We start from the raw sequence: 19,715 nt of genomic DNA, 5'->3' as shown, positions 1-19,715 counted from the left end.
GCCGTATGAAGATTACGTCGCCACATTTAACGACGGGGTGAAGTTACTGCTGGCTATCGCGCCAACGGTATCAAGCGTTGATGCGCTGCCATCTGAGGTGGAGCAACTGCAGTTTATTAAGGCGTTCCGTAGCCTTATTCGGACAATGAACGTCCTGAAGAGTTTTTCGCAATTTGGTTGGTCCGATCTGGATATCGACGAACAGTCGTTTGAGGACTATAAAAGTAAATATCTCGACCTTTACGATAAAGCCAGATCTGGAAAGGAAGATGGTGAAAGAGTTTCGATCATTGAGGAGGTTGATTTCGAACTTGAGCTAATCCAGCGCGACGAAATCAACGTTGGTTATATTCTAGCGCTTCTGGGTAAGGTGAAAGAAGCAGAGCTCTCAGAGGATGAGCACGAGCAGAAGAGTGCCGCAGGAAGAAAGCAGGCAATTCTAGACATGCTCGGCTCTGAGGTTCAGCTCCGCAGCAAGCGCGAGCTGATCGAAAGGTTCATTGCTGACTATCTTCCTAACATCACAGATCCTGGTCGCGTAGAGGGGGCTTTCGGTGAATTCTGGGACGTTCAGCGTGAAGCGCGATTGGCATCATTGTGCCGTGACGAGGGTTTGGATCGCACTGCGGTTGAGGGAATGGTCGCAACGTATCATTTCACGCAAAGGACGCCGCTGCGAGATGACATAGTATCGGCCCTGCTTACTAAGCCTAAAATCCTCGACCGCAAACCCGTCATCCAAAGGGTCTCGGCGAAGCTTTTAGAGCTAATTGAGACGTTTGACGACGCTTAACATTTCGACAGCCTCGCGATATGAAGGTTGCGCTCTTTCACCAAACGCTGGAGCGGAGAGTACCCCGGCTTCGATAGAAGGGGCGAATTGCCGCGGGAGCGTTATGGCCATAGGGCTGCTTTATGTGGCCGTAGACCACGTTGAGTTGAGCGACGAGACAAAATTGTACTTCCAGCTTGTGCTACCACATGCCGATCTTAGCGATTGCGATAACTTAGAAACCCAAGCCGTCGTTTATTCGTACAGGCGTTCATCCCACCAGATCCCCTCCGGCAGATCGTATGTTATACCCTTCGTATCTGGATGGGTTGGATGAATTATAATATTGCGCTCCAGCCGAGCGGGGATTGACGGCACAAGGAGCAACGCAGCGCGCTGCTCCTTAAACCACTCGTCGCCGAACGCCTTACAAGTGCTCTCATCTTTGCCGTCCCACCCCGGATGCGCTGCGGGCTGAAAGACCTCGTAGCTGGTCCCGTTGGGGATCGTGATCCTAATGTAATGCTGGTTCGGAGGAAGCACGCCGTTCGAATGGACCAACTTTTCCAGCATCGCCGTCGAGTAATGCTCGGACGTATAGATTACGGGACTAGCGGATGTGTTCCAGCGGCCGGGATACAACCGCGCGCCTTCGCTATCATAAATCGGGTGCGCGCCGTCTGGATCGCCTATGCGAAACGCTGTGAGGACGCGATCAGTTCTGCCTCCCTTCACGCTCCGCCGCCGTAGGCCGCCCGCCCGAGAAGATTGATGACGAGGTCAGCGCCTGGGCCGGTAGCAAGCGCGACATCTAGAGGAGGCTTGCCATCCAGCATCGCATGGGGACGGCCCAGAAACTCGCGCGCCTTTTCCGGTGCCTTGTAGATATCAAGCGCGAAGCTGAACACCTTGGCAAGACGGGCAAGCCGATCGCCCTCCTCACTGGTGAGGCGCTTGGAGGGGGATTTACGGCGACGCTCCAACGTGGCTTTAGAAATCAGCCGAAATTTGAATCGAGCGTCGTCGGGGGCAACGACATCAGCGAGGCGATCAAGCGCAGCGACGGGCAGGCCGCTCTCGATCGAGTAGGCGAGCGCGAGCCGCGAAGCCTGCCGGCCAGCGTTGACCCCCAAAAGCGTCTCGATCGATGCCGGTTGCATTGCCATAGCCTACTCCGTTTCAGTTGATGCACATTTACGCCTCAACTGGGTATGACACAAGAGGCCGTCCTTAAACCATCATACGCTCGATCGCGGCCCCGATCTGTTCGGCAGCGTCCAGCACATGCTCGTCATCAAGGTGAGCGTAGCGCGAGGTCGATTGTGGATTCCGATGTCCTAAAAGCCGTCCGATCATCGGCAACGTCTCCTTGCTCATCGCGGCATGGCTGGCGAAGGTATGCCGGAGGTCATGCAAGCGCACTTGCGAGAGCCCGGCCCGGTTGCGCATGTCATGCCAATAATGGTCGATACCCTTGATAGGCCTTCGGAATTTGACGTTCCAAAACAGCCAGGGAATATTCCGCAGGCGGGGAAGTCCATCGATGATCGCACGGGCCTCGTCGCCAAGCCATACCGTGCGTGGTCCGGTCTTGCTGTCCCGCAGCTTCAGGCGATTGCCTTTCACGTCTTGCCATTGCAGTCCGAGCACCTCGCCCACGCGACACCCCGTCAGCAAAAGGAGCGCAACCGCTGCAGCGGCGATGGGCTGCACCTTCTCCGCGCTTTCCCTGTCCTCCGCTAGCACCTGTCCCAGCCGCTTCATCTCCGCGAGGCTCAGGAAGCGCTCGCACTTAGGCTTCCTGTTCAGCCGCACTGCCCGGCACGGATTGGTGTTCTCCAGTCGGTAACCCCAGCTCTCCGCCTTGTTCAGCATATTGTTGAGGATGGACATGGCCCGGTTAGCAGCGCCGGGCCCGGTTTCGTTATTGAGTTCCGCGAACCATGTCGTGACATGAGCCTCGGTCATCTCGTCGAGAAAGACGCCTGGAAAAGCCTTGTCGAGATAGAGGCGGCGATACGTCTCGTGCGTAAGACGGGTGGACTCCTTCCAATGAGGCGACCAGCGCTTCCAATATTCGTCGAGGAAATCGTCGAAACGTGGAGCGGATCGGGCTCGCTTGCGATCTGTCGCAGGATCATGTCCCACCTGAGCATAGGCAATGACCCGGCGGGCAACCATCATCGCCTGATGTTGGGTGATGACCGATGCCGGCCCAATCGTCACCGTCCGCAGGCGTCCTGCCATGCGGGTCTGGACGATGTAGACGTTACGCCCGGTGGCATAATGGCGAATGCCAAAGCCATGCTCGATCCCGAGCCATGAGGTTGTTCGAGCCTTGCCTTTAGGCAATTTGAGGTAGCGCAGATCAGCGCCGACTTCGGCCAACGCCTCAGCGACGACCTTGCGGAGAGATAACGAGGTCATGCGCGCAATCCGATCGCGTCGGCCAACGTGCTGGAGATACGCTGAGCAGCGTCAGCTATGACATCGTCGGATAAATGCGCGTATTTGGCTGTTGTCTCAGGCAACAGGTGCCCGAGCAGCTTCCCGATTGTTGCGAGCGGTACATTGTCCATGATCGCGGTCGACGCGAAGCTGTGTCGCAGATCGTGGATGCGTAGGTCGGGCATTGAGCAGGTCCGGCGGAACGCCTCCCACCAGAACTGCATCGGGAGGGGGGCTGTCCCGGACTTATTGGGGAAAACGAACGGGCAATCCTTACGTCGAGGAATGTCGGTCAGGATCGTCAGGGCCTGACTGTTCAGCCAGATCGTCTTTGGACCGGTTTTGCTATCGGGCAGTGCCAGATGCGGCGGTCTCACCCATTCCCATTGGAGGTCGCGTAATTCGCCGATGCGAGCGCCGGTATAGGTTAGTAGCCGAATGATCGCGACCTGTGCCGGAGATTGTGCCTCTGCGGCACGTAGAGCTGCCCCCAGGCGACGATACTCCAGCGGCGTAAGATAGCGTTCCTTTCCCTCACGCTTGTAGCGGGGCATCCCCCGGCAGGGATTCGAGCCTTTACCCCGCAGGTGCAACGCCTCAGCATATTTGAACAAACTGGCGAGCACTGGAAGTGCCCGATTGTACATTGCCTCAGCGGGCCCGGCGCAGTCATCGCGCCAGCGGGTGACATCAGCCTTCGAGACATCGGCGACGAGAGCTTGTCCGAAGACCGGTGCAAGGTCGCGACGCCATGCCGCGGCATTGCGCTTCGCGGTCGATTGTTTCCAATAACGGGCGATGTCGGTCCAGTAGATATCAACATAGTCGTTCATTGAAGGCGTTGCCTTGACGACGGTGCGCTTGGGCAATCCGTCCAATGCAACTTCGGCTAGCAAACGCCGTGCCTGCGTCCGCGCCAGCACTGCCTCAACGTCTTCCGGACGCCCCAAGGTAACACGGCGCTGCTTACCTCGATGCCGAATACGGACCGTCCAGAAACAGCTACCGCTGGGTCGAACCCGAAGGCCGAAACCGACCAACTCGGTATCCCAGATCGTGTACTCTCCAGCCCGAACCGGATGCTTCCGGCGGGCGTAGTTACCGTCAAGGAATGCCCGGCGCCCGGGCTTTTGCCGGTTGGGGACCATAAGGCCATCATCTGCCCCGGAACTGGCTTCGTAAAGCGCAGAATTCTGCGGGTTTCCAGGGAGCAGATAGCCATCGACGTACCCAGAACTCCCAAGGTCTTTAGAAGAGACAAGCACTGATTTTGCTAGGTTTTTTTCCATTCCGCAAGCGTAGCTTGCGTAGGGTGTGCTCTACTGTAGTCCCGATCCCATGTGCTGATTTGATCTCCTCGGTCCTTCGGATCGATATGATGGCATCTCGATTTTCCGCGGGGCAAAGGTCCGCCTTCACGGCGGAATGACGGTCGGACTGGTCGCTCTGGCGGGGTGTCTTGGGGTCGGTGTTCGATGATCGTCACGGGGTTTTCCTTGGTCTGTTGAGCTGGTTGTTGGTTGGCGCTTTTCCCTCGCCTGATCGGTGTCTATACCGGTGCCGTTCAGAGCCCGATCAGCCTGACCAAAAGGCAAGTGTTATGGCGAAGTCACTGGACGCTGAAATGGCCGCGATCGAGGCCGAGGAACGCAAGCTGGCAGACCGTCGAAAGGCGCATCTGAGGAAGCTGCGAGACACGGCTATTGGGACGGTCGAGAAGGTAGGATTGCTCAAGCTTCCGCTGGATCGACTGGAGCGGTTGATGGAGGCGGTGAAGACGCTGGGCGTAGACGAGGTCGAGAAGCGTCTCACGGCGAAAGCCTGAGACGGTTAGAGACCGAGGCGCACGCCAATGGCCGCACGGGTTTGCTACCTCGGGCGGCCATTTTCTTTTCGGTAGGGCAGAGGCGCAGCCGGCTTAGTAGCATCAGGCAAAAAAAGATCCCATGGGTGCGGGGCAGTGCCGTTTAGGGCAAACTGATCTTCCCGTTTGTCGTGAAGGAGGTTGCCCATGTCCGTGCCATCTCATGCTGCTGTCAGCACGCAGTTGAACGCCATATTCGTATCTCTGGAACTAAGCCGCTCCACGTGGCTGGTGACGTCGCTGTCACCAGGGCGGGGCGAGCGTATCTCGCGACATCAGGTCAAGGGGGGCGACGTTCCGGCGCTGCTTGAGCGTTTCGAACAATTACAGGCGAAAGCGCGGACTCGGACAGGCGAACAGTATCCGCTAGTTGTCATCCAGGAGGCTGGCCTCGACGGCTTCTGGATACATCGTTGCCTGGTCCAGGAACGCGTTGAAAGTTACGTCGTAGATGCTGCCTCTATCGCGGCCTCCAGACGCAGTCGGCGAGCCAAGACCGACAAGCTTGATGGCGAAGCTCTGGTACGTACGTTGCTGGCCTACAAACGCGGCGAGCCGCGGGTTTGTGCTATGGTGGCAGTGCCAAGCGTGGAGGACGAAGATCGCCGTCGCGTTTGCCGCGAGCGGCGCTCGTTGGTCGCCGAACGGGTTCGCCACGTCAACCGGATCAAGGGCCTGCTGTTCGCTCAGGGCGTCGGCGACTTCGAGCCGCTACGCGCTAACCGCCGAACTCGGCTGGACGAGCTTGTTACCGGCGACAATCGTCCTCTCCCAAAACACGTTCGTCGCGAGATAGAGCGTGAACTCGACCGGCTGGAACTGGTTATGGGACAGATCAAGGAGGTTGAACGCGAACGGGACGCCTTGCTTGAAACGAAGACGGCAGATGGGGACGAGAAAGCAGGAAGCGCCCGGCTCCTTGAACTGCGCGGCATCGGTCCTGAGTTCGCTTCGGTCCTGCAGGGGGAGGGCTTCTTCCGTAGCTTCAGTAACAGGCGGCAGGTAGCGGCCTACGCCGGCCTTGCTCCCTCGCCTTGGCAAAGCGGCGCCATGGACCGCGAGCAGGGTGTCTCCAAGGCGGGCAACAAGAGGTTGCGTACGATGATGATTCAGGTCGCATGGCTATGGCTTCGACACCAGCCCGCGTCCGAATTGACCCTCTGGTACGCGGATCGGGTCCAAGCAAATGGCGGTCGTATCAGGCGTGTGATGATCGTGGCGCTCGCCCGCAAATTGCTGATCGCGTTGTGGCAGTTTTCCTCGGCCGGCGTCGTGCCCAAGGGGGCGCTGCTCAAAGCTGCTTGAACAAACCAGTTATACGAGTTCCTGCAGGGCATCGTCCCTGCCGGATGCAAGGTGGACGGACCGTTCGCGTCTCTTGGCTTGAAATGCCGAAAAAAAGGTTGGTCCCGTCTTCTGAGCCAGACCCGACGCAAGCGGGATTGTGGTGCAGCCGTGACTGAGCGGCGACCGGATGTGAGGTTAGAGCGAACCGGTCAGCGGGACGCTTATTGCAACAGGCTCAGACCAGCTATCCGTCATCGAGAGGGCAACGGTTCATGATATAAAGATCCGGATGTTTTGCCGAGATAAGTAGCAGACATTGCCGAGTGATCGCGACTTGGGCATCATCGGACTATGAAACCCTTGATCTTCCCGATCGTGGCAGCGGCTTTTCTGATCGCTACGCTGGGATGCGCAAGTCACACCGCCGTGACGCCGTTCAATGTGGTCGTCCGCGGATCCTCATCGTCATGCACCCTCGCGGTGGATGACCGCATAGTCACGACTGCAGAGCTGCTCGAAATTGCGCGTCCGGAAGCGAAATCAAGGCGAAGAGCCCAGATTATTGAGCGGCGATCTGGATGAGACAGTAGCGGCGATCAGGATGAGACTCTGCGGCCGTGACGGGAGCGAGATTGTCGCGGCGCGACAGGCAATGCAAGGCCAACTTTGGTCTTGATCGCCGCTCCGCGACAGACGGTGTCTCAGCTTGATTGTCGCTGGAGGGCTGCGCGGCGTCGGTAGCTCTCGACGTTCATCTCGAAGATGGTGGAATGATGAACGAGGCGATCGACAGCGGCGAGCGTCATGGCGGGGTCAGGGAATACGCGCGACCAGTCGCCGAATGGCTGGTTGGCGGTAATGAGGGTTGATCGGCGTTCGTAGCGGGCGCTAATCAGTTCGAAGAGGACGGAGGTTTCGGCCTGGTCCTTGGTGACGTAGGCGAGATCGTCGAGCACGAGCAGGTGATATTTGTCGAGCTTGGCGATCGCACTTTCGAGGGCGAGCTCACGGCGCGCGATCTGCAGTTTCTGGACGAGATCCGAGGTACGGGTGAACAGGACGCGCCAGCCCGCCTCGATGAGTGCCATGCCGATTGCAGCGGCGAGATGGCTCTTCCCGCCGCCCGGTCCGCCAATCATGATGAGGTTGGCCCCCTTCTCGAGCCAGCTGTCGCCGGCGCAGAGCGCCATGATGTGAGCCTTCGAGATCATCGGCACGTTGGTGAAGTCGAAGGTGTCGAGGGTCTTGCCTGGTGGCAGGCGTGCTTCTGCCAGGTGCCGCTCGATGCGTCGCCGGTCGCGTTCGGCGATCTCATGCTCGGCGAGCGCGGCGAGGAAGCGGGTGGCCGGCCACGCCTCCTTGTCGGCGCGTTCAGCGAACTGGAGCCAGGCCTGCTTGATGGCAGGCAGACGCAGTTCGTTGAGGATGAATGCGAGGCGCTGGGTGTCGACAGCGGGGTTCATGCGGCCGCTCCCGTCAGCAGAGTGTCGTAGACGGCAAGCGAGGGCAATTGCACCGAGACGACCGGCAAGCTGGCCGGGTCTGGTGAGAAGCGTGCTCGTAGCTGCGTGAGGTCTGGCAGGCGCCTGGCGTCCAGATCCGCTGCCAGAACATCTGCCAGCTCTGCTTCGCAACCCCGCTCATGCGCGAGCGAGAGCAACTCGACCATGATCTTGCAGGCGACGCGCTCGGGCAGTTGTTCGATAAGACGGTCGAATGTCCGGCGATACGCTTCGCGCGGAAAGATCTGGTCGCGGTAGACGAGGTTCATCAGCGCCATAGGTTTGCGCCGCAGGCTGTGAATGACGTGCCGGTAGTCGACGACGTGTCCGTGCTTGCCGTCGCTGGGCGTTCGTCCGCGACGGAGCGTCATGAGACGCGTCGCGCCGAGGAAGATATCGAGGCGGTCGTCATACAGGCGGACCCTCAGCCTGTGGCCGATGAGGCGCGACGGGACCGTGTAGAAGACCTTCTTCAGCGTGAAGCTGCTGGTCGAGGTGACGGGGACAATGCTCTCCTCATAGTCGCCGGTGCGAAGCTGCGGGAGCGGCTGCAGCGTTGCGCGCTCGGCATCGATACGAGCCGCGTTGCGTCGGTTCTTGCGCGCGACGATCTCGTCGATGAAGGCGCGATAGGCGGTCAAATCGTCGAAGTCGCCGGATCCGCGCATCAACAGTGCGTCGTTTACGGCATATTTGAGATGGCCGTGGGGGCTTTCGATAGCGCCGTTCTCATGGGCGACACCGCGATTGTTGCGCGTCGGCTCCATCGCATAATGCTCGCAAAGCGCATCATATCGCCGCGTCAGGTCAACTCTGGCGTCAGCGTCGAGATTGCGGAATGCGGCCGACAGGCTGTCACTGCGGTGTAGGCGTGGCGCGCCGCCTACCGCCCACAGGGCGTTCTGCAGTCCCTCGGCCAAGGCGACATAGCTCTCGCCGCCGAGGATGACATGGGCGTGCTCGAAACCCGACCAGACCAACCGGAAGTGATAGAGGAGATGCTTGAGCGGCTCGCCGGCGACCGTGACGGGCACATCGAGGTCGCCCATATCGGTGAAGTCCGACAGGCCCATGTGGCCGGGCTCGTGGGTCTGACGGAAAATGACTTCCTGGTCCTGACCATGCCGCGCACGCCATGTCCGGATGCGCCGCTCCAGGGTCCTCCGGATACCGGGCGACAGATCCGAATGCCGGCGAAGCATCTCCTCAAATATGGCAACGGCCCGCAGGCCGGGAGCCGCCTGGAGAAGTGGGACAATCTCGGTGTCGAAGATCTCTGCCAGCGGGTCTGGTCGGCGCCGACCTCGCGGCTCCGCCTTCTGGGACGGGAGTTTGCCGCCCTTGAGCAGTCGATAGGCGGTCGCCCGGCTGATACCGGCCTTGGCCGCTGCCACGGGCACCGGGTCGCTTTGACGATGTTTCATAAAGAGCCTCGTTTGATGATCGTTGACGTGTCGACCGCTCACCTGCGCTCTTCCCCCAAGGAAAAGCCCAGATGTAGGCCGGTCACGACCACCAAAGCCCTTCGAAAGGGCTTCCGTTTGGGGCTGTCGGCTCCGGGCTACGCCCTACGCCGACAGCCCCAAACGGAGTCTCATCTTGATTGACGCTGCTGTCTCACCTTCATCGCCGCGCAGCACCAGATCAACTGGGCTACGGAAGAGACACCCTACCGATGCATAGGGGGCGCTATTTACGCCTTACAGCTGGCCGGGTTCAAAGATGTTGCGACGCCGGCGGAACCGCTTCAGTAACTGCGACCGCAGGCTCAGCAGTAGCTGACAAAAAGAAAGCGACCGTGCCGGGTATTGCACGATCGCTTGACTAAGTAATCCCCATGTGAGGGACGCGCCAGCCGGTAGGCTGGGCGTCCCTTGCGGTCGGCTTGGGTAGGTGCGAACCGATCAGATCCACGCTAGCAGGTACTCGCCTTCGGTCGGTTTAAGTGCCGCCATTGTCGCCAGCGCTTCGATGCTCTCTGCCATGTCCGGATCGGCAGCGAGCCGACGCCTGATGCGGGGATCTGTCAGCCTCCGGCGAAGCTCCGTCATCGGCACCACGCCGGCGACCATGCGATCGATCCCAAGTCCGTCTAACAGCGCCAGCGCTTGGGGGTTTGCGAGAGCTATTTCCGGGGCTGCATCCGGGTTCAGAGACAGGCGCACCGTGATATCGCCAGCGGGTTCAGTCTGCGCCACCCGGACGCGTCGACCGAGGAACTGAGCCTCGTCCAAAATCGCGATGACGGACGGGTCATGATCGAAGCATTTTGAGACGACCGCGAGCGACAGATGGCAGACGCGGGCGTCGAACTCGAACCACGGATCGCCGGTGACGCCGTAGCCCGGTAGCAACATGGCAAAGCCCAATCGGAGCGATTGTTCGGCAAGCAGATCGCGTAGCGATGCGAGCTGGTCGGGAGTGATGATTGCCGCCATTGGCGCGAGGATGGCGCGGCCGTCTTCGACGCGGAACGTAATGGTCATGGTGACCTCCTTCGTTGAAACCGCAAATCCCTCCCTTCCTCCTCTCTGGAGAGGTTTCGCGACGCCTGTGATCGAGCATCATGGTCGATGCCGCGACGCGTAGTCAGCGCACGGCCGAACAGCCGCTGTGCGTAGGCAAGCGAGGCGTGCAGGGTATTACTGTCAGACGTTGGTAAACCGCGTCAGCAGCGCCGGGGCGGGCTCGATGCCCGCACCGGCGCTTCCCCGGCCGATGCGTAGCCAGGGGAGGCCCGACGGGGCCGTACCGAAGCGAGCGAGCCGGTACCGCGGCCCGTCGACATCAGCAACGAAAAGGGCCATCCGATCGTCCGGATGACCCTGTGTTTATTGAACGATGAAGGGAGGAGCCGAAGCCCCTCCCGAGATCATTTGATGAACTGCGCGTAGGCGGTGAGCGCTGCCCCGACCGCGATCGCTCCCGTCATCAGCGAGCCGAGCCCGATGATGTACCATTTGAGCCCGTCGATTGAGGTCTGCATACCCTTGAGGCCGCTATCCAGCTTGACCTCCAGACCTGAAATTCTCTGGTCGAGTTTAAGCTCGAGACCGGCGATCTGCTGCTTCAACGGCTCTATTGCGCGACCCACGGCCATGTCGATCTGCTCCTCGACGACGACGACTGCCTTAGCCGCTGCCTCATCGTCGATATTAGCCGATTTCAGTGCTCTGAACAACGCGACCTGCATTTCGTCCTCCTTCTTCTTCAAGACGCATTCCGGATTAGGGCGGCGCGGCGAGGGTCAAGGGATCGCTCTTGCGACCGCTTTAGCGGCGGTAGGGGCAACGATTTTTCGCAGAAAAATGGTGGGACCCTGCCGTCCCTTGAGGCTCGTCGCGCCGCCCGGGATAATCGGACGACTTGAGATAGATTTTTCCCCGCGGCAGCAGCGCCAGGGCGGGCTCGATGCCCGCATTGGCGCTTCCCCGGCCGATGCGTAGCCAGGGCAGGCCGAAGGGCCTGACCGACGCGAGCGAGCCGGGGGCCGCGCCCGCCCAGCCGGTGACGTTCGGGCAGCACGTTGCCGGTCGTTTCAAACCGGCGGAAGCTCATTACCGGAGGGGGGAAGGCGACCGGCTGCGCGGCGTCCAGGTGCGGCCCGACGGGGCCGTGCCAAGGATGCCGCGCGGCCGGTCGCCTGGCGTGGGGGGAACCGTAGGGTTCCCCCCACAGCAACGCTGACAAAAAGGGCCAGCGCCGGGATTTCGCCCGTCGTTGGCCTAGGTATTCCTGCCAAGGAAAGAGGAGGGGCGGCGCGCTCTGGGCTGCGCCGCCCGGATAGGGTTAGCCGATTGCCTGCCGCTTTGTTGCGGTCGGTGCCGGTGCCTGTCCGTCGATGCGGAAGGCGTGGGTCGGGACGCGGGCGTCCTTCAAGGTCTGCAACAGGTTCGATTGCAGGCCGGAACCTTGGCAAACGATGGCTTCAACGGGCGCGAGTTTTACAAGCTGTTCGTTGCGAACAAACCCGGCGCGGTTGCCATAGCGGCCCGTCTGCGGGGTGAAGGCAACCACGGTAACGCCACGGCTCGCCGCCCATGCTGCCGCGATCATATCGCACCCTTTGCGCTGCGCGGTGGTGCAAAGCGTCATGTGCGGGATACGGGCCTTGATCTGGTCGAGGCGATCCCAAAGCTGTTTGAAGTCGTGCCATTCCTGACCGCCCGAAAAGACGACAAGCGGGCCGGTGGGGTTGCGCTTTTCGCGGTGGTCCTGCGCGCGGGCCTTCAGGAAGTCGAGGGCGGCAATCTGGCTTGCGGTGCCTCCGCTGGAAACCTTCGATCCGCGCGCGGGGGACCAAGGGTGGCCGGACTGTGCCCGGTAGCAGTCGGCGGCATAATCGCGCATGCATTCGATGGCGGCGCGCTGTTCGGTCTTGGTCTGCGCGCGGAGTTGCAATTCCTCCATTTCGACGGCGTAAATCTCGGACGGATCATAGCGGCGGGCCATCTCGCCAAGGTCGCGGCAAAGCGTGTCTTCCTCGCGTTCCAGCTTCTGCGCTTCGTAGTGAAACGAATTGACGAAACCCCATGCGATCGCCTGTGCGCTCGCCTCTAGGCGGGTGTCGCGGAACAGGTCGAAAAGCGTCGCCATGATTGCCGCGCAATCGTGCTGCGCCTCGATCGGCTCGGGCATGTCGAGTTCGGCGCGCTCGTCGCCCATTTCGACAATCGAAAGCGCGCCAACGTCGCCGAACGCTTCCTGAAAATTGGTCGTCGCGGTCTCTTCGGCCAAGCTCTCGGCAATCTCTGCCGTGCGGGGGTCGGTCGCGTCGTCGGACGCGCTGCCGGTCGCGGGCGTGGCGTTGGTGCCGTTCATGGCTTCGCCCAAGTCGGCAAAGCTGGTAAGGCGCGGGGAGGTCGTTTTCTTGGTCATGGTCTCAACCTTTGGCAGGGATTGCGGTTTAGGGTCGGGGGAGGGTTGCACCCCTCTCCCCGCCCGTCTTGGTTGCTTAGAACGCGGGGATTTCGTCGTTCAGCGGTTCGGAAAGCTGGCCGTTGTCGGTGGCGTTGCCGGTGCCGAAACCGTCGTCCGTTGCCTTGCGGCGGTTCTGGCGGGTGCCGTCCAGATTTTCGCGGCGCGTGGTCGGGCGGTTCCAGACGACGCGGAAACCTTCCTCGTTATTGCCGAAAAGCATGATCTGGAGGGGTTCGCTGATGCTCGGGTCGTCCAGCTTGCCCTGATAGAAAACTTCGCCGCTGCTGTTGCTGGTCATTTCCCAAAGCGCGCCGATCTGCACCCAACGCTTCGCGACGTTCAAAACCATGATCTCGAACGCGGGGGCCTTGTCGTTCGTGCTCTCGACGGGGCGGAGGCCAAGCCGCGCGAGGTCGATGGTTGCCGTTGCGACCGAACCGAGAAGCTGACCGCCGACCGACTTGAAGGAACCGATGTTCATAGTATTCACTCCACCTTGTGGGGGCCTATCCCCCTATTTGCCGGTGCTTGGGGCCTTTCCCCTCCGGCATCTTCTTTTTACCCCCTCCACTCTATTTGACCAACCTGATTGATTACTTGACGCCCAATCATCGTACACGGTGAGTCCGAGCATAAAAAAGCCCCCGACTAGGGGGCGTAAATAACAAATCAAAGACGCATTGATCGCGGTAGCGAGCAATTCTGTTTCTACAGTGCTGATGGGCAAGGCCCGGCCTTTGTTCTCATCGCACCCGGAGCCGTCCTCGCAGGGGCTCAAGAGGCAGGCACGGCTGGCGGGGTCAACACGAATGACGGAGGCTCCGCCGCTTTAGCGGTGGAAACCGTAGGGCCTTCAGGCCCGGTATTCTTGTTGAGGCGTCTTCAAATCAAACAAAAGCATTGTCCGCTCCAGCGGACAATTCTCCTTTGACGCCGACCCCGTCGGACGGGTCTGCCACGCCGAGACACTGAGAGACGGCGAAGGGTGCGATGAGAACACAGGCCCACAAAGCACACATCATGCGTCTAGCGCATGATTCCACAGCCGAAGGCTGCTTGGCGGTGGTCGTGGTCCTGGGCGTGTCGTCAGGGTTGATCCGCACCCCGCCCCACGCCATCCGCGAACCTGACGCTCGAGCCCTCTCAGCGCGTTCCGGGAGCCCGACAAGTGATTGTACCCGAAGGGCGGAGACCCGCTCTTCGCGGGGCTCCGGGAGGCTCTTGCCGACTATTGAACGGTCCCGCCCTCTTGGGCGGGATGTCCCAACCCTTCCTGTTCTTCCTTCAACTCTTCGAAGAATTCGGTCGGCTGTACCCCGGCCATAAGCCACATCCGAGACGACCCCATCAACAAGAAAGCATCGCATTTCCGTAGCGGAAAAGCTTGGCTTGAGCCCATCAATCAAGTCTTTAGAGTGGCCTATCTAAAAGGGCGAACGTCGCAGCGACGGTGGCTGAAACCGTGAAAGCAGATGCCTCGCGATGGGCGATCGTCCGGCAGGGGAGGGTTACAAAAATGAATCCGGAAGCGATGCTCGGCACATTGGAAGGGCATCATCGAGACATCATGGCTGGCCTTTGCGAAATCAGACGGCATTGCGGCGAGGAAAACCCGAACAGTCGTGAGCTGGCGGACGCCCGTGAACAGTTGACGGCGTCCAGCCTGTCGCGATCCAGGTATGTCAGCGAGGTAATCGTTCCAACTTTGCTAAAAGATGCCGACGATGGCTTGAGGACGGAGCTGTCCGAGTTACTCTTTGCAACCGCAACCCAGCGGATGTTTTCGCGCGCGCATATTGCCCAATGGACGTCGACGTCGATCGAGGCGGACTGGTCAGGGTATTGCGCCGCGGCGCGGGAAATCTGGCCAATGATGGAAGAGCAGATCGCGCGTGAGACGAGGGTGTTGGCTACATGGCTCAAGCATCGATAGTGACATCGGACCGGGTAGTCTGCCGTCATATCAAGTTAGTACGAAACGTACCCTCAGGCGCACCGGGTGGCGTTCGGCAGACAAAAAAAGGGCCAGCGTGAGCCAGCCCGGATAGTTGTTAGGAGAGGATGCCTGAAAGGCGTCGCCATGCTGCATCTGCGAACATCGTTTTGCAACCGCGAACAGACTTGAACCGCATAATTTTTGGTTGTTAACCGGCGAAAGCCGGCAGCCGCATTTCGCGCGATCGATCGGCTATCCGGGGGGACATTGAGCGACACGCGCATTGGCACTGTTGAGCGGGCATTCCAGCTGGCGAGGGAAGGCGCCTGTCGCTCGGTCTCGGACATTCGAGAGCGCCTTACCGCCGAGGGTTATGAGGGCGTGTTCAGCCACCTGAACGGCATGAGCATCAGGCGTCAGCTGACTGCCGCGCTCGTAGCGCGCGGCGTGACGGCGTCGGTCGAGAGCGACGATGAATAGACCAGCGTCGGCATCACTCAGACGGCCGTTTTAAGGGGTTCTGGCTTTTTGCCGTCTGGGAGTTTCTCGCGGAGATGCTCGTGGACTATCGCCGCGGAAAACGGCTTGCTGATGAACGTCGCCTTCTCCGGCATTTCACCGGGCTCTGGTTTGATCCGCCCGCTGACAATGACGATCTCGATCCATGGCCAATGCTCGTCGACGTAGCGCGCCAGGGCAAAGCCGTTGGTGCCACCCGGCATTTCGACGTCCGAGAATAGGAGGGTGATGTTCTCGGCGTGCTCCGGGAGCATTGCTTTGGCGGCGTCACCGTGGTCGGCCGAATGGCAACGAAAGCCAGCATCCTCAAGAATGTCGCACGTAGACATGAGTAGAAGCGGGTCATCGTCGACGGCCAAAGCATAAGGGGCGGTAGAGAGGGTCATGAAGCATGAACCCGCTATTTCGGAGAACGGCTCCGAAAAAGCGCGTAGCGGGAGTTTCTTATCGGGCGGTACGTGCCTCGATCGCTTCCTGCAGCAAGCATGCCGAGACACTTCCCCCGTCTTCCTCTCGATCGAGAAGGGCAAGCGCCATCTTCATCAGGTTCAATGGGACATCCACTGGCTGCCGATCGGCAGAAGGGGAGTCGGGAAGCGCGTCAGTCATCCAACCTCCTATCACTTGATCGAGGTTAGGCCGCTCTGATGAACACTTCCGGAATCACTGGCCGCGTCTGCAGCGCAATGTCTTGGTTTTGCGCATTTCGTACTCATCCGGCCTATACGGGCGAGGTCCAAGGGGCGATAAGTTCGCTCCGGTTTCGGCAAACTCGACGATGTTGCCGGTGACGATCGTCAAAATGTGAGCGAGACTAAACGCAGCCGTCAAAACGTCGCGTTCTCTTCGTGATGTTACGCTCGCCAGGTTACGGCATTCTTTGATCGCCCAAAGCGTGCTCTGGTTTTTCCCGTCCGTCGATAGGTGGACCAAAGCCACGCCGAGTAAGGCGAAGGCTGCGAAAATCGACCAGGCGATGGGACTGGCATTCAGTTCGGGCTTTCCAGCCATGATGAGCAATTCGCCGAACGCAGCGCCAAGGCACATGTTTGCCGTCACCGTGCCAATTGCCAACGAAATGAAGAAGCCCCCGCCCATACCGAACACGGTCATCGTCAGGAACCACCCCCAATGGTCAGGGATATGGGGCGCTGTCATCGTCACCGCAGCTCCGATGAGTAGGGCACCAACGATCAGTGCCGTTATTGGGTGAAGCGGCCTCATGATCGTCTCCTGGCTTTCACTGAGGGTAGGTCCATGGATTTAGAAGCGTAACATCCGTGCCCGCGAAGTCCACGACGTTGCGGGTGACGATCGTCAGGTCGTGAACGAGGCCCGTTGCGGCGATCCAGGCGTCGCGTTCGCTCTTGGTGTCCGGGACATGCAGCCGCGCGCAGCGCAGCGCGATCGTTGTATCGACGGGGAGTATGCGCCCGGCAAAGGCGGGCATGACCTTGTCGTGTAACCAGAGTCGCAACACGCCGGCTTGCCGCGTATCGCGCCGTTCGAGCAGTGCGATGCCAAGCTCGATCTCCATGATCGTGATGACCGAAAGGTACATGTCCGCCTGATCGACGCTACCGGCCCACGCTTCGACGGCTGCGCTGATCTTACCGCTGCGCCGCTTGCGCAGCTCGGATAGGGCGTTGGTATCGAGCAAGTACATCAGTCGAAGACCGCCGGACGCGGGAACGATGCTGCGCGGCTGAAGTCGACCTCGATGTCTCCAACCTCGTCCATGTCGAGGGCGTCGAGGATGTTGCCGGGAGGCGCTTTCAGCCGCTCGTACTCGGCAAAGGGCATGACCGCGATGATAGGTCGACCGCGCTCAGTGATGATGACCGGACCATCGACCGCAGCGCGCTTGATGCGACCTGGTTCGCGATTGAAGTCGCGACTGGAAAAAGTTTGCATGGCGGCTTGACCTTATTTGTCGTGACGTACAGACATTGCCGCAGGCAGCGGAATTGTCAATGTTCGTCACGCGACCGGGTATTGCTCGATCGAATGATGATCGCGTCAACTCCAAGGCCTCACCCGAAGGAGGATATGATGAAAGTACAGGATATGATGCGGGGGTACGACTATGACCTCCCGCTCTATGACGTGCTGAACAACAGCGGCACAAACGAGAACGGCGACCCCGAAATATCGACCGATCGGCGGGTGCTGGCAGGCGCCACGATCGGGATCGGTCTCGACGTCGCCTATTTCGCGATCACGGAGATGCAGGAGGCGTTCACCGCGCTGGCGAACGAAACGAGCAACGGCATGGGCCGTGGCGAGGGCCACAAGGATCTTGAAGAGATCCTGCGCGACAAGAGCCCGTTCCAGATGCGGCTTTGGTATCTGCTGTACGATACGCCCATCGAGCAGGCGATTACGGAACTCGCCTGGTTGCAGAGCCTGACGTACCGCCGTGGTCGGATGTGCATGGTGATGCGCGAGCAGAAGCTTGCGGTGATTTACGCCACGAACGCCCAGTTGTGCGAGAGCCTGACGGCTGCGCAGATCATGGCCAACGTGACGACCGAGGGCTGACAATAGTCGCCCGGTCAGGCGACCAGGGCGAGAAGACTCTCCGGGTGATGTGGCCGGCACCGGGAAACACGGAAGGGCTGAATGGGATTGTCGGTGCGGACCACAAACTGGTCGACGCCGGTGCTCTCACGAAGCTGAATAGCCACGGCGTAGGCGTTCTCGAGGGAACTCAGTGAACCTCGTCGGGCTGAAAGTGGAATGACGGTCATGTTGATGTCCCTTCGGGGTGAAGTCCTTCGGGTGAAGTGCCGTATGGCGGGTGGAACGGCCGACAGGCTCGTTCATGGAAAATTGAGGACGATCCGTATATCGAAGGTGGTGGACCGGATTCGACGCAGATGCGTTAAGCCAGTCTATCCACCGTTTCGGCGGAGGATCCTTCGATCGACGGGGTCGGGACCGCTGCTATCGGTTCCGGCCCCGTTTTCGTTAGAGGCCTTCCAGTTCACGCCGGCTCCGTTCTTGCTCCATGCGATCGACCAATCCGGCATCGCCGTGAGTCTGAATAAGCCGCAATAGCGCCGCATCCGGCAACAGCTTCAGGTCAAAGCGCGGCCCTTTTGGCTTGGCATCCGTCCGCCCGATGGCAAGCAAATGACGACGGTTGCGAACCTCGACTAACAGTGTGCCGCGTTCAGCGCGCGAGAAGGCGCGATCGAGGCCGTACAACCAGCCTGACCGGGCATCGACCAACATCGCTTCGCACCGGGCAAGGTCGTCTTCATGTCGGCATTCCCGAATACGCGCGGTCGTGAGGTACCGGGCAGTTTCATGGGTGCGTGCATAATGATCGCTGTTCGGACTCTCGATCGCGAACAGGCGGTGCATGTGTCGAACCCAGGCTCCCATGCTTTCCCATGCGAACGCCTTCGCCCTCTTCCTCTCCTCCGATCGGTACGCACGCTCCGGACGCATGGTGCGCGGGGGCTGGCGTTCGCCGTAAAACAGATCGGGTTGCCGGACGCTCATGACAGTGGCCGGAGGTCACGTATCTCGACCATGTGGATTTTTGCGGTACGCTCGGCGCCAACCGCATCGAAAAAGACGTAGCAGTGATCCGCGAACGTCGTCCCACACAGGCGCCAGATCACGCCGCTCCGGCCGAGATAGCGCTGAATGCCATAGGCTGGGTCGACCGAGCCCGGTGCGTCAGCCAGTGTCACCCTCTGGCGGACGGTCAACCAGTTGGCCGTATTCCTCAGAACGCTCCGCTTCTGTCGGGCCGTCAGGATCGATGGCCGATCGCTGCGAGGCGGGCCAAAGGTAGCCAGCGGATTACCTCTGATCCGCTCCAGCTTCGATCCGATCGGTTCGACCGGCAGGCGTTCGACGATCGGCGCAGCGGGACTGCGACGGTAATGGGTGATGGCGGTGCTGGTGAAGAGATCCTGCTGATATCCGACGATCCGTCGCCGGCGTTGCTCCTCCGCATAATCCGCTCGCCACCGATCATCGTCGCTGATCGGCTTCGGCATAGCCTGGTCGCGGACGATCGACATCAGCTCGTCGAATTCATGCTCCGGCACGGTCGCGATGCTTGGATTGTAATTCATCGCAGCACGCGCGCGATGTGGCCGGCATATACGGCGACCGCTTTCCAATAGGCTGCCATCGGTGCCTTGTGGCGACGCCAGCAGTCCTCGGCGCGGGTTTGGGCATCCCTTCGCAAGTCGAGGAGGAGGGCGCGTAGCTCCGCGCGTAACTCAGGGCTGAGACTGGCGAAACGTGCCGCGGTGGGCAACGCGAGGATAGGATTGCGGACATCGGCGCGGCTCGCGCGTGAGGCCGCGTGTGAAGCGTTAGAGCGCATCAGCACGATCCTTTCAAAGGTGGCGAGGGTCACAACATTAGCCCGACGGGATCGCTGCTACGCGAAGCCGCGTCGTACCCTTGTTGCCATGCTGTCCGTATACGACTGCCAGACCG

General features: G+C 60.3%; 28 protein-coding genes and 1 pseudogene. 7 read left to right on the top strand and 22 right to left on the bottom strand.

The annotated features are described in order from the left end of the window. Nucleotides 1–793 (top strand): type I restriction endonuclease subunit R, EcoR124 family (locus AC1MLZ_RS24015; protein WP_480962342.1); only part of this gene is annotated, 793 nt, incomplete at its 5' end. Between the two features lie 234 nt (nucleotides 794–1,027). Here the strand turns inward: AC1MLZ_RS24015 and AC1MLZ_RS24010 are convergent. The 5 genes and pseudogenes from AC1MLZ_RS24010 to AC1MLZ_RS23990 all read right to left on the bottom strand — a co-directional run. Then, a complete protein-coding gene (locus AC1MLZ_RS24010; protein WP_480962341.1) occupies nucleotides 1,028–1,507 on the bottom strand; it encodes an RES family NAD+ phosphorylase in 480 nt (159 codons plus the stop codon). Beyond that, nucleotides 1,504–1,938, bottom strand: a complete 435-nt coding sequence (locus tag AC1MLZ_RS24005; RefSeq protein ID WP_480962340.1) for an antitoxin Xre-like helix-turn-helix domain-containing protein — start codon at nucleotides 1,936–1,938, stop codon at nucleotides 1,504–1,506. The genes AC1MLZ_RS24010 and AC1MLZ_RS24005 overlap by 4 nt, the downstream gene beginning before the upstream one ends. 64 nt (nucleotides 1,939–2,002) lie before the next feature. Beyond that, nucleotides 2,003–3,199, bottom strand: coding sequence for a tyrosine-type recombinase/integrase (locus AC1MLZ_RS24000; RefSeq protein WP_480962339.1), 1,197 nt, complete (start codon nucleotides 3,197–3,199; stop codon nucleotides 2,003–2,005). Beyond that, nucleotides 3,196–4,053, bottom strand: coding sequence for a tyrosine-type recombinase/integrase (locus AC1MLZ_RS23995; protein WP_480962346.1), 858 nt, complete (start codon nucleotides 4,051–4,053; stop codon nucleotides 3,196–3,198). The genes AC1MLZ_RS24000 and AC1MLZ_RS23995 overlap by 4 nt, the downstream gene beginning before the upstream one ends. A gap of 51 nt (nucleotides 4,054–4,104) precedes the next feature. Then, nucleotides 4,105–4,368 (bottom strand): annotated as a pseudogene (locus AC1MLZ_RS23990) (Arm DNA-binding domain-containing protein); the annotation flags it as partial. Between the two features lie 452 nt (nucleotides 4,369–4,820). On the opposite strand from AC1MLZ_RS23990, the gene AC1MLZ_RS23985 reads away from it, so the two are divergent. From AC1MLZ_RS23985 to AC1MLZ_RS23975, 3 genes are all read left to right on the top strand, one after another. Next, entirely contained in the window at nucleotides 4,821–5,045 is a 225-nt protein-coding gene (locus tag AC1MLZ_RS23985) for a hypothetical protein (protein ID WP_093400787.1), read from the top strand. Between the two features lie 186 nt (nucleotides 5,046–5,231). After that, complete coding sequence (locus tag AC1MLZ_RS23980; RefSeq protein WP_480962338.1) at nucleotides 5,232–6,389, top strand: IS110 family RNA-guided transposase; 1,158 nt, start codon at nucleotides 5,232–5,234, stop codon at nucleotides 6,387–6,389. A 333-nt stretch (nucleotides 6,390–6,722) separates the two neighbouring features. Next, nucleotides 6,723–6,953 carry a hypothetical protein gene (locus AC1MLZ_RS23975; protein ID WP_480962337.1) on the top strand — a complete coding sequence of 77 codons (231 nt, stop codon included), beginning with the start codon at nucleotides 6,723–6,725 and terminating at the stop codon, nucleotides 6,951–6,953. A gap of 119 nt (nucleotides 6,954–7,072) precedes the next feature. Here AC1MLZ_RS23975 and istB read toward each other — a convergent pair whose 3' ends face one another. The 8 genes from istB to AC1MLZ_RS23935 all read right to left on the bottom strand — a co-directional run bounded on the left by istB (nucleotide 7,073) and on the right by AC1MLZ_RS23935 (nucleotide 13,274). Continuing rightward, nucleotides 7,073–7,834 (bottom strand): IS21-like element helper ATPase IstB, encoded by a 762-nt coding sequence (istB, locus tag AC1MLZ_RS23970; RefSeq protein WP_159513485.1) that lies wholly within the window; start codon nucleotides 7,832–7,834, stop codon nucleotides 7,073–7,075. Further along, complete coding sequence (gene istA / locus AC1MLZ_RS23965; protein WP_151989758.1) at nucleotides 7,831–9,339, bottom strand: IS21 family transposase; 1,509 nt, start codon at nucleotides 9,337–9,339, stop codon at nucleotides 7,831–7,833. The genes istB and istA overlap by 4 nt, the downstream gene beginning before the upstream one ends. Nucleotides 9,340–9,777: 438 nt before the next feature. Further along, entirely contained in the window at nucleotides 9,778–10,359 is a 582-nt protein-coding gene (locus AC1MLZ_RS23960; protein ID WP_480962336.1) for a hypothetical protein, read from the bottom strand. A 162-nt stretch (nucleotides 10,360–10,521) separates the two neighbouring features. Then, the gene (locus tag AC1MLZ_RS23955; RefSeq protein WP_480962335.1) at nucleotides 10,522–10,680 is read right to left on the bottom strand and encodes a hypothetical protein; all 159 of its coding nucleotides are present in this window, start codon (nucleotides 10,678–10,680) and stop codon (nucleotides 10,522–10,524) included. A gap of 65 nt (nucleotides 10,681–10,745) precedes the next feature. Continuing rightward, nucleotides 10,746–11,066: a hypothetical protein gene (locus tag AC1MLZ_RS23950; RefSeq protein WP_480962334.1), complete on the bottom strand. Its 321-nt coding sequence runs from the start codon at nucleotides 11,064–11,066 to the stop codon at nucleotides 10,746–10,748. Nucleotides 11,067–11,145: 79 nt separating this feature from the next. Continuing rightward, nucleotides 11,146–11,415: a hypothetical protein gene (locus AC1MLZ_RS23945; RefSeq protein WP_480962333.1), complete on the bottom strand. Its 270-nt coding sequence runs from the start codon at nucleotides 11,413–11,415 to the stop codon at nucleotides 11,146–11,148. A gap of 247 nt (nucleotides 11,416–11,662) precedes the next feature. Beyond that, on the bottom strand, nucleotides 11,663–12,751 hold the full coding sequence (locus AC1MLZ_RS23940; protein WP_480962332.1) for a DUF2493 domain-containing protein: 1,089 nt from the start codon (nucleotides 12,749–12,751) through the stop codon (nucleotides 11,663–11,665). A gap of 76 nt (nucleotides 12,752–12,827) precedes the next feature. Continuing rightward, nucleotides 12,828–13,274, bottom strand: a complete 447-nt coding sequence (locus tag AC1MLZ_RS23935; protein ID WP_353444336.1) for a DUF736 domain-containing protein — start codon at nucleotides 13,272–13,274, stop codon at nucleotides 12,828–12,830. Nucleotides 13,275–14,243: 969 nt separating this feature from the next. Between AC1MLZ_RS23935 and AC1MLZ_RS23930 the strand changes: the two genes are divergently transcribed. Both AC1MLZ_RS23930 and AC1MLZ_RS23925 read left to right on the top strand, forming a co-directional pair. After that, the gene (locus AC1MLZ_RS23930) at nucleotides 14,244–14,726 is read left to right on the top strand and encodes a hypothetical protein (protein WP_480962331.1); all 483 of its coding nucleotides are present in this window, start codon (nucleotides 14,244–14,246) and stop codon (nucleotides 14,724–14,726) included. 270 nt (nucleotides 14,727–14,996) lie between these two features. Beyond that, nucleotides 14,997–15,209 (top strand): hypothetical protein, encoded by a 213-nt coding sequence (locus AC1MLZ_RS23925; protein ID WP_480962330.1) that lies wholly within the window; start codon nucleotides 14,997–14,999, stop codon nucleotides 15,207–15,209. Nucleotides 15,210–15,226: 17 nt separating this feature from the next. Here AC1MLZ_RS23925 and AC1MLZ_RS23920 read toward each other — a convergent pair whose 3' ends face one another. The 5 genes from AC1MLZ_RS23920 to AC1MLZ_RS23900 are packed head-to-tail and all read right to left on the bottom strand — an operon-like array spanning nucleotide 15,227 to nucleotide 17,162. Further along, nucleotides 15,227–15,634, bottom strand: a complete 408-nt coding sequence (locus AC1MLZ_RS23920) for a response regulator (RefSeq protein WP_480962329.1) — start codon at nucleotides 15,632–15,634, stop codon at nucleotides 15,227–15,229. 58 nt (nucleotides 15,635–15,692) lie between these two features. Next, complete coding sequence (locus AC1MLZ_RS23915; RefSeq protein ID WP_480962328.1) at nucleotides 15,693–15,857, bottom strand: hypothetical protein; 165 nt, start codon at nucleotides 15,855–15,857, stop codon at nucleotides 15,693–15,695. A gap of 54 nt (nucleotides 15,858–15,911) precedes the next feature. Beyond that, nucleotides 15,912–16,472, bottom strand: coding sequence for a hypothetical protein (locus tag AC1MLZ_RS23910; RefSeq protein WP_480962327.1), 561 nt, complete (start codon nucleotides 16,470–16,472; stop codon nucleotides 15,912–15,914). A 16-nt stretch (nucleotides 16,473–16,488) separates the two neighbouring features. Further along, the gene (locus AC1MLZ_RS23905; RefSeq protein ID WP_480962326.1) at nucleotides 16,489–16,914 is read right to left on the bottom strand and encodes a PIN domain-containing protein; all 426 of its coding nucleotides are present in this window, start codon (nucleotides 16,912–16,914) and stop codon (nucleotides 16,489–16,491) included. Further along, nucleotides 16,914–17,162 carry a type II toxin-antitoxin system Phd/YefM family antitoxin gene (locus AC1MLZ_RS23900; protein ID WP_480962325.1) on the bottom strand — a complete coding sequence of 83 codons (249 nt, stop codon included), beginning with the start codon at nucleotides 17,160–17,162 and terminating at the stop codon, nucleotides 16,914–16,916. Before AC1MLZ_RS23900 ends, AC1MLZ_RS23905 begins: the two co-directional genes overlap by 1 nt. A 138-nt stretch (nucleotides 17,163–17,300) precedes the next feature. On the opposite strand from AC1MLZ_RS23900, the gene AC1MLZ_RS23895 reads away from it, so the two are divergent. Continuing rightward, the gene (locus AC1MLZ_RS23895) at nucleotides 17,301–17,789 is read left to right on the top strand and encodes a hypothetical protein (protein WP_480962324.1); all 489 of its coding nucleotides are present in this window, start codon (nucleotides 17,301–17,303) and stop codon (nucleotides 17,787–17,789) included. A gap of 14 nt (nucleotides 17,790–17,803) precedes the next feature. Here the strand turns inward: AC1MLZ_RS23895 and AC1MLZ_RS23890 are convergent, their stop codons facing one another. The 4 genes from AC1MLZ_RS23890 to AC1MLZ_RS23875 all read right to left on the bottom strand — a co-directional run bounded on the left by AC1MLZ_RS23890 (nucleotide 17,804) and on the right by AC1MLZ_RS23875 (nucleotide 19,599). Continuing rightward, complete coding sequence (locus tag AC1MLZ_RS23890; protein ID WP_480962323.1) at nucleotides 17,804–17,998, bottom strand: hypothetical protein; 195 nt, start codon at nucleotides 17,996–17,998, stop codon at nucleotides 17,804–17,806. A gap of 220 nt (nucleotides 17,999–18,218) precedes the next feature. Next, a complete protein-coding gene (locus tag AC1MLZ_RS23885; RefSeq protein WP_480962322.1) occupies nucleotides 18,219–18,617 on the bottom strand; it encodes a hypothetical protein in 399 nt (132 codons plus the stop codon). Nucleotides 18,618–18,754: 137 nt separating this feature from the next. Continuing rightward, nucleotides 18,755–19,342, bottom strand: a complete 588-nt coding sequence (locus AC1MLZ_RS23880) for a hypothetical protein (RefSeq protein WP_480962321.1) — start codon at nucleotides 19,340–19,342, stop codon at nucleotides 18,755–18,757. Continuing rightward, nucleotides 19,339–19,599 (bottom strand): hypothetical protein, encoded by a 261-nt coding sequence (locus AC1MLZ_RS23875; protein WP_480962320.1) that lies wholly within the window; start codon nucleotides 19,597–19,599, stop codon nucleotides 19,339–19,341. Before AC1MLZ_RS23875 ends, AC1MLZ_RS23880 begins: the two co-directional genes overlap by 4 nt. Nucleotides 19,600–19,715 lie beyond the last annotated feature (116 nt).

It is taken from the genome of Sphingomonas sp. PEI4, from assembly GCF_056679955.1.
The sequence above is the reverse complement of the archived record's forward strand: the minus strand, read 5'-3'. Positions and strand labels throughout refer to the sequence as shown.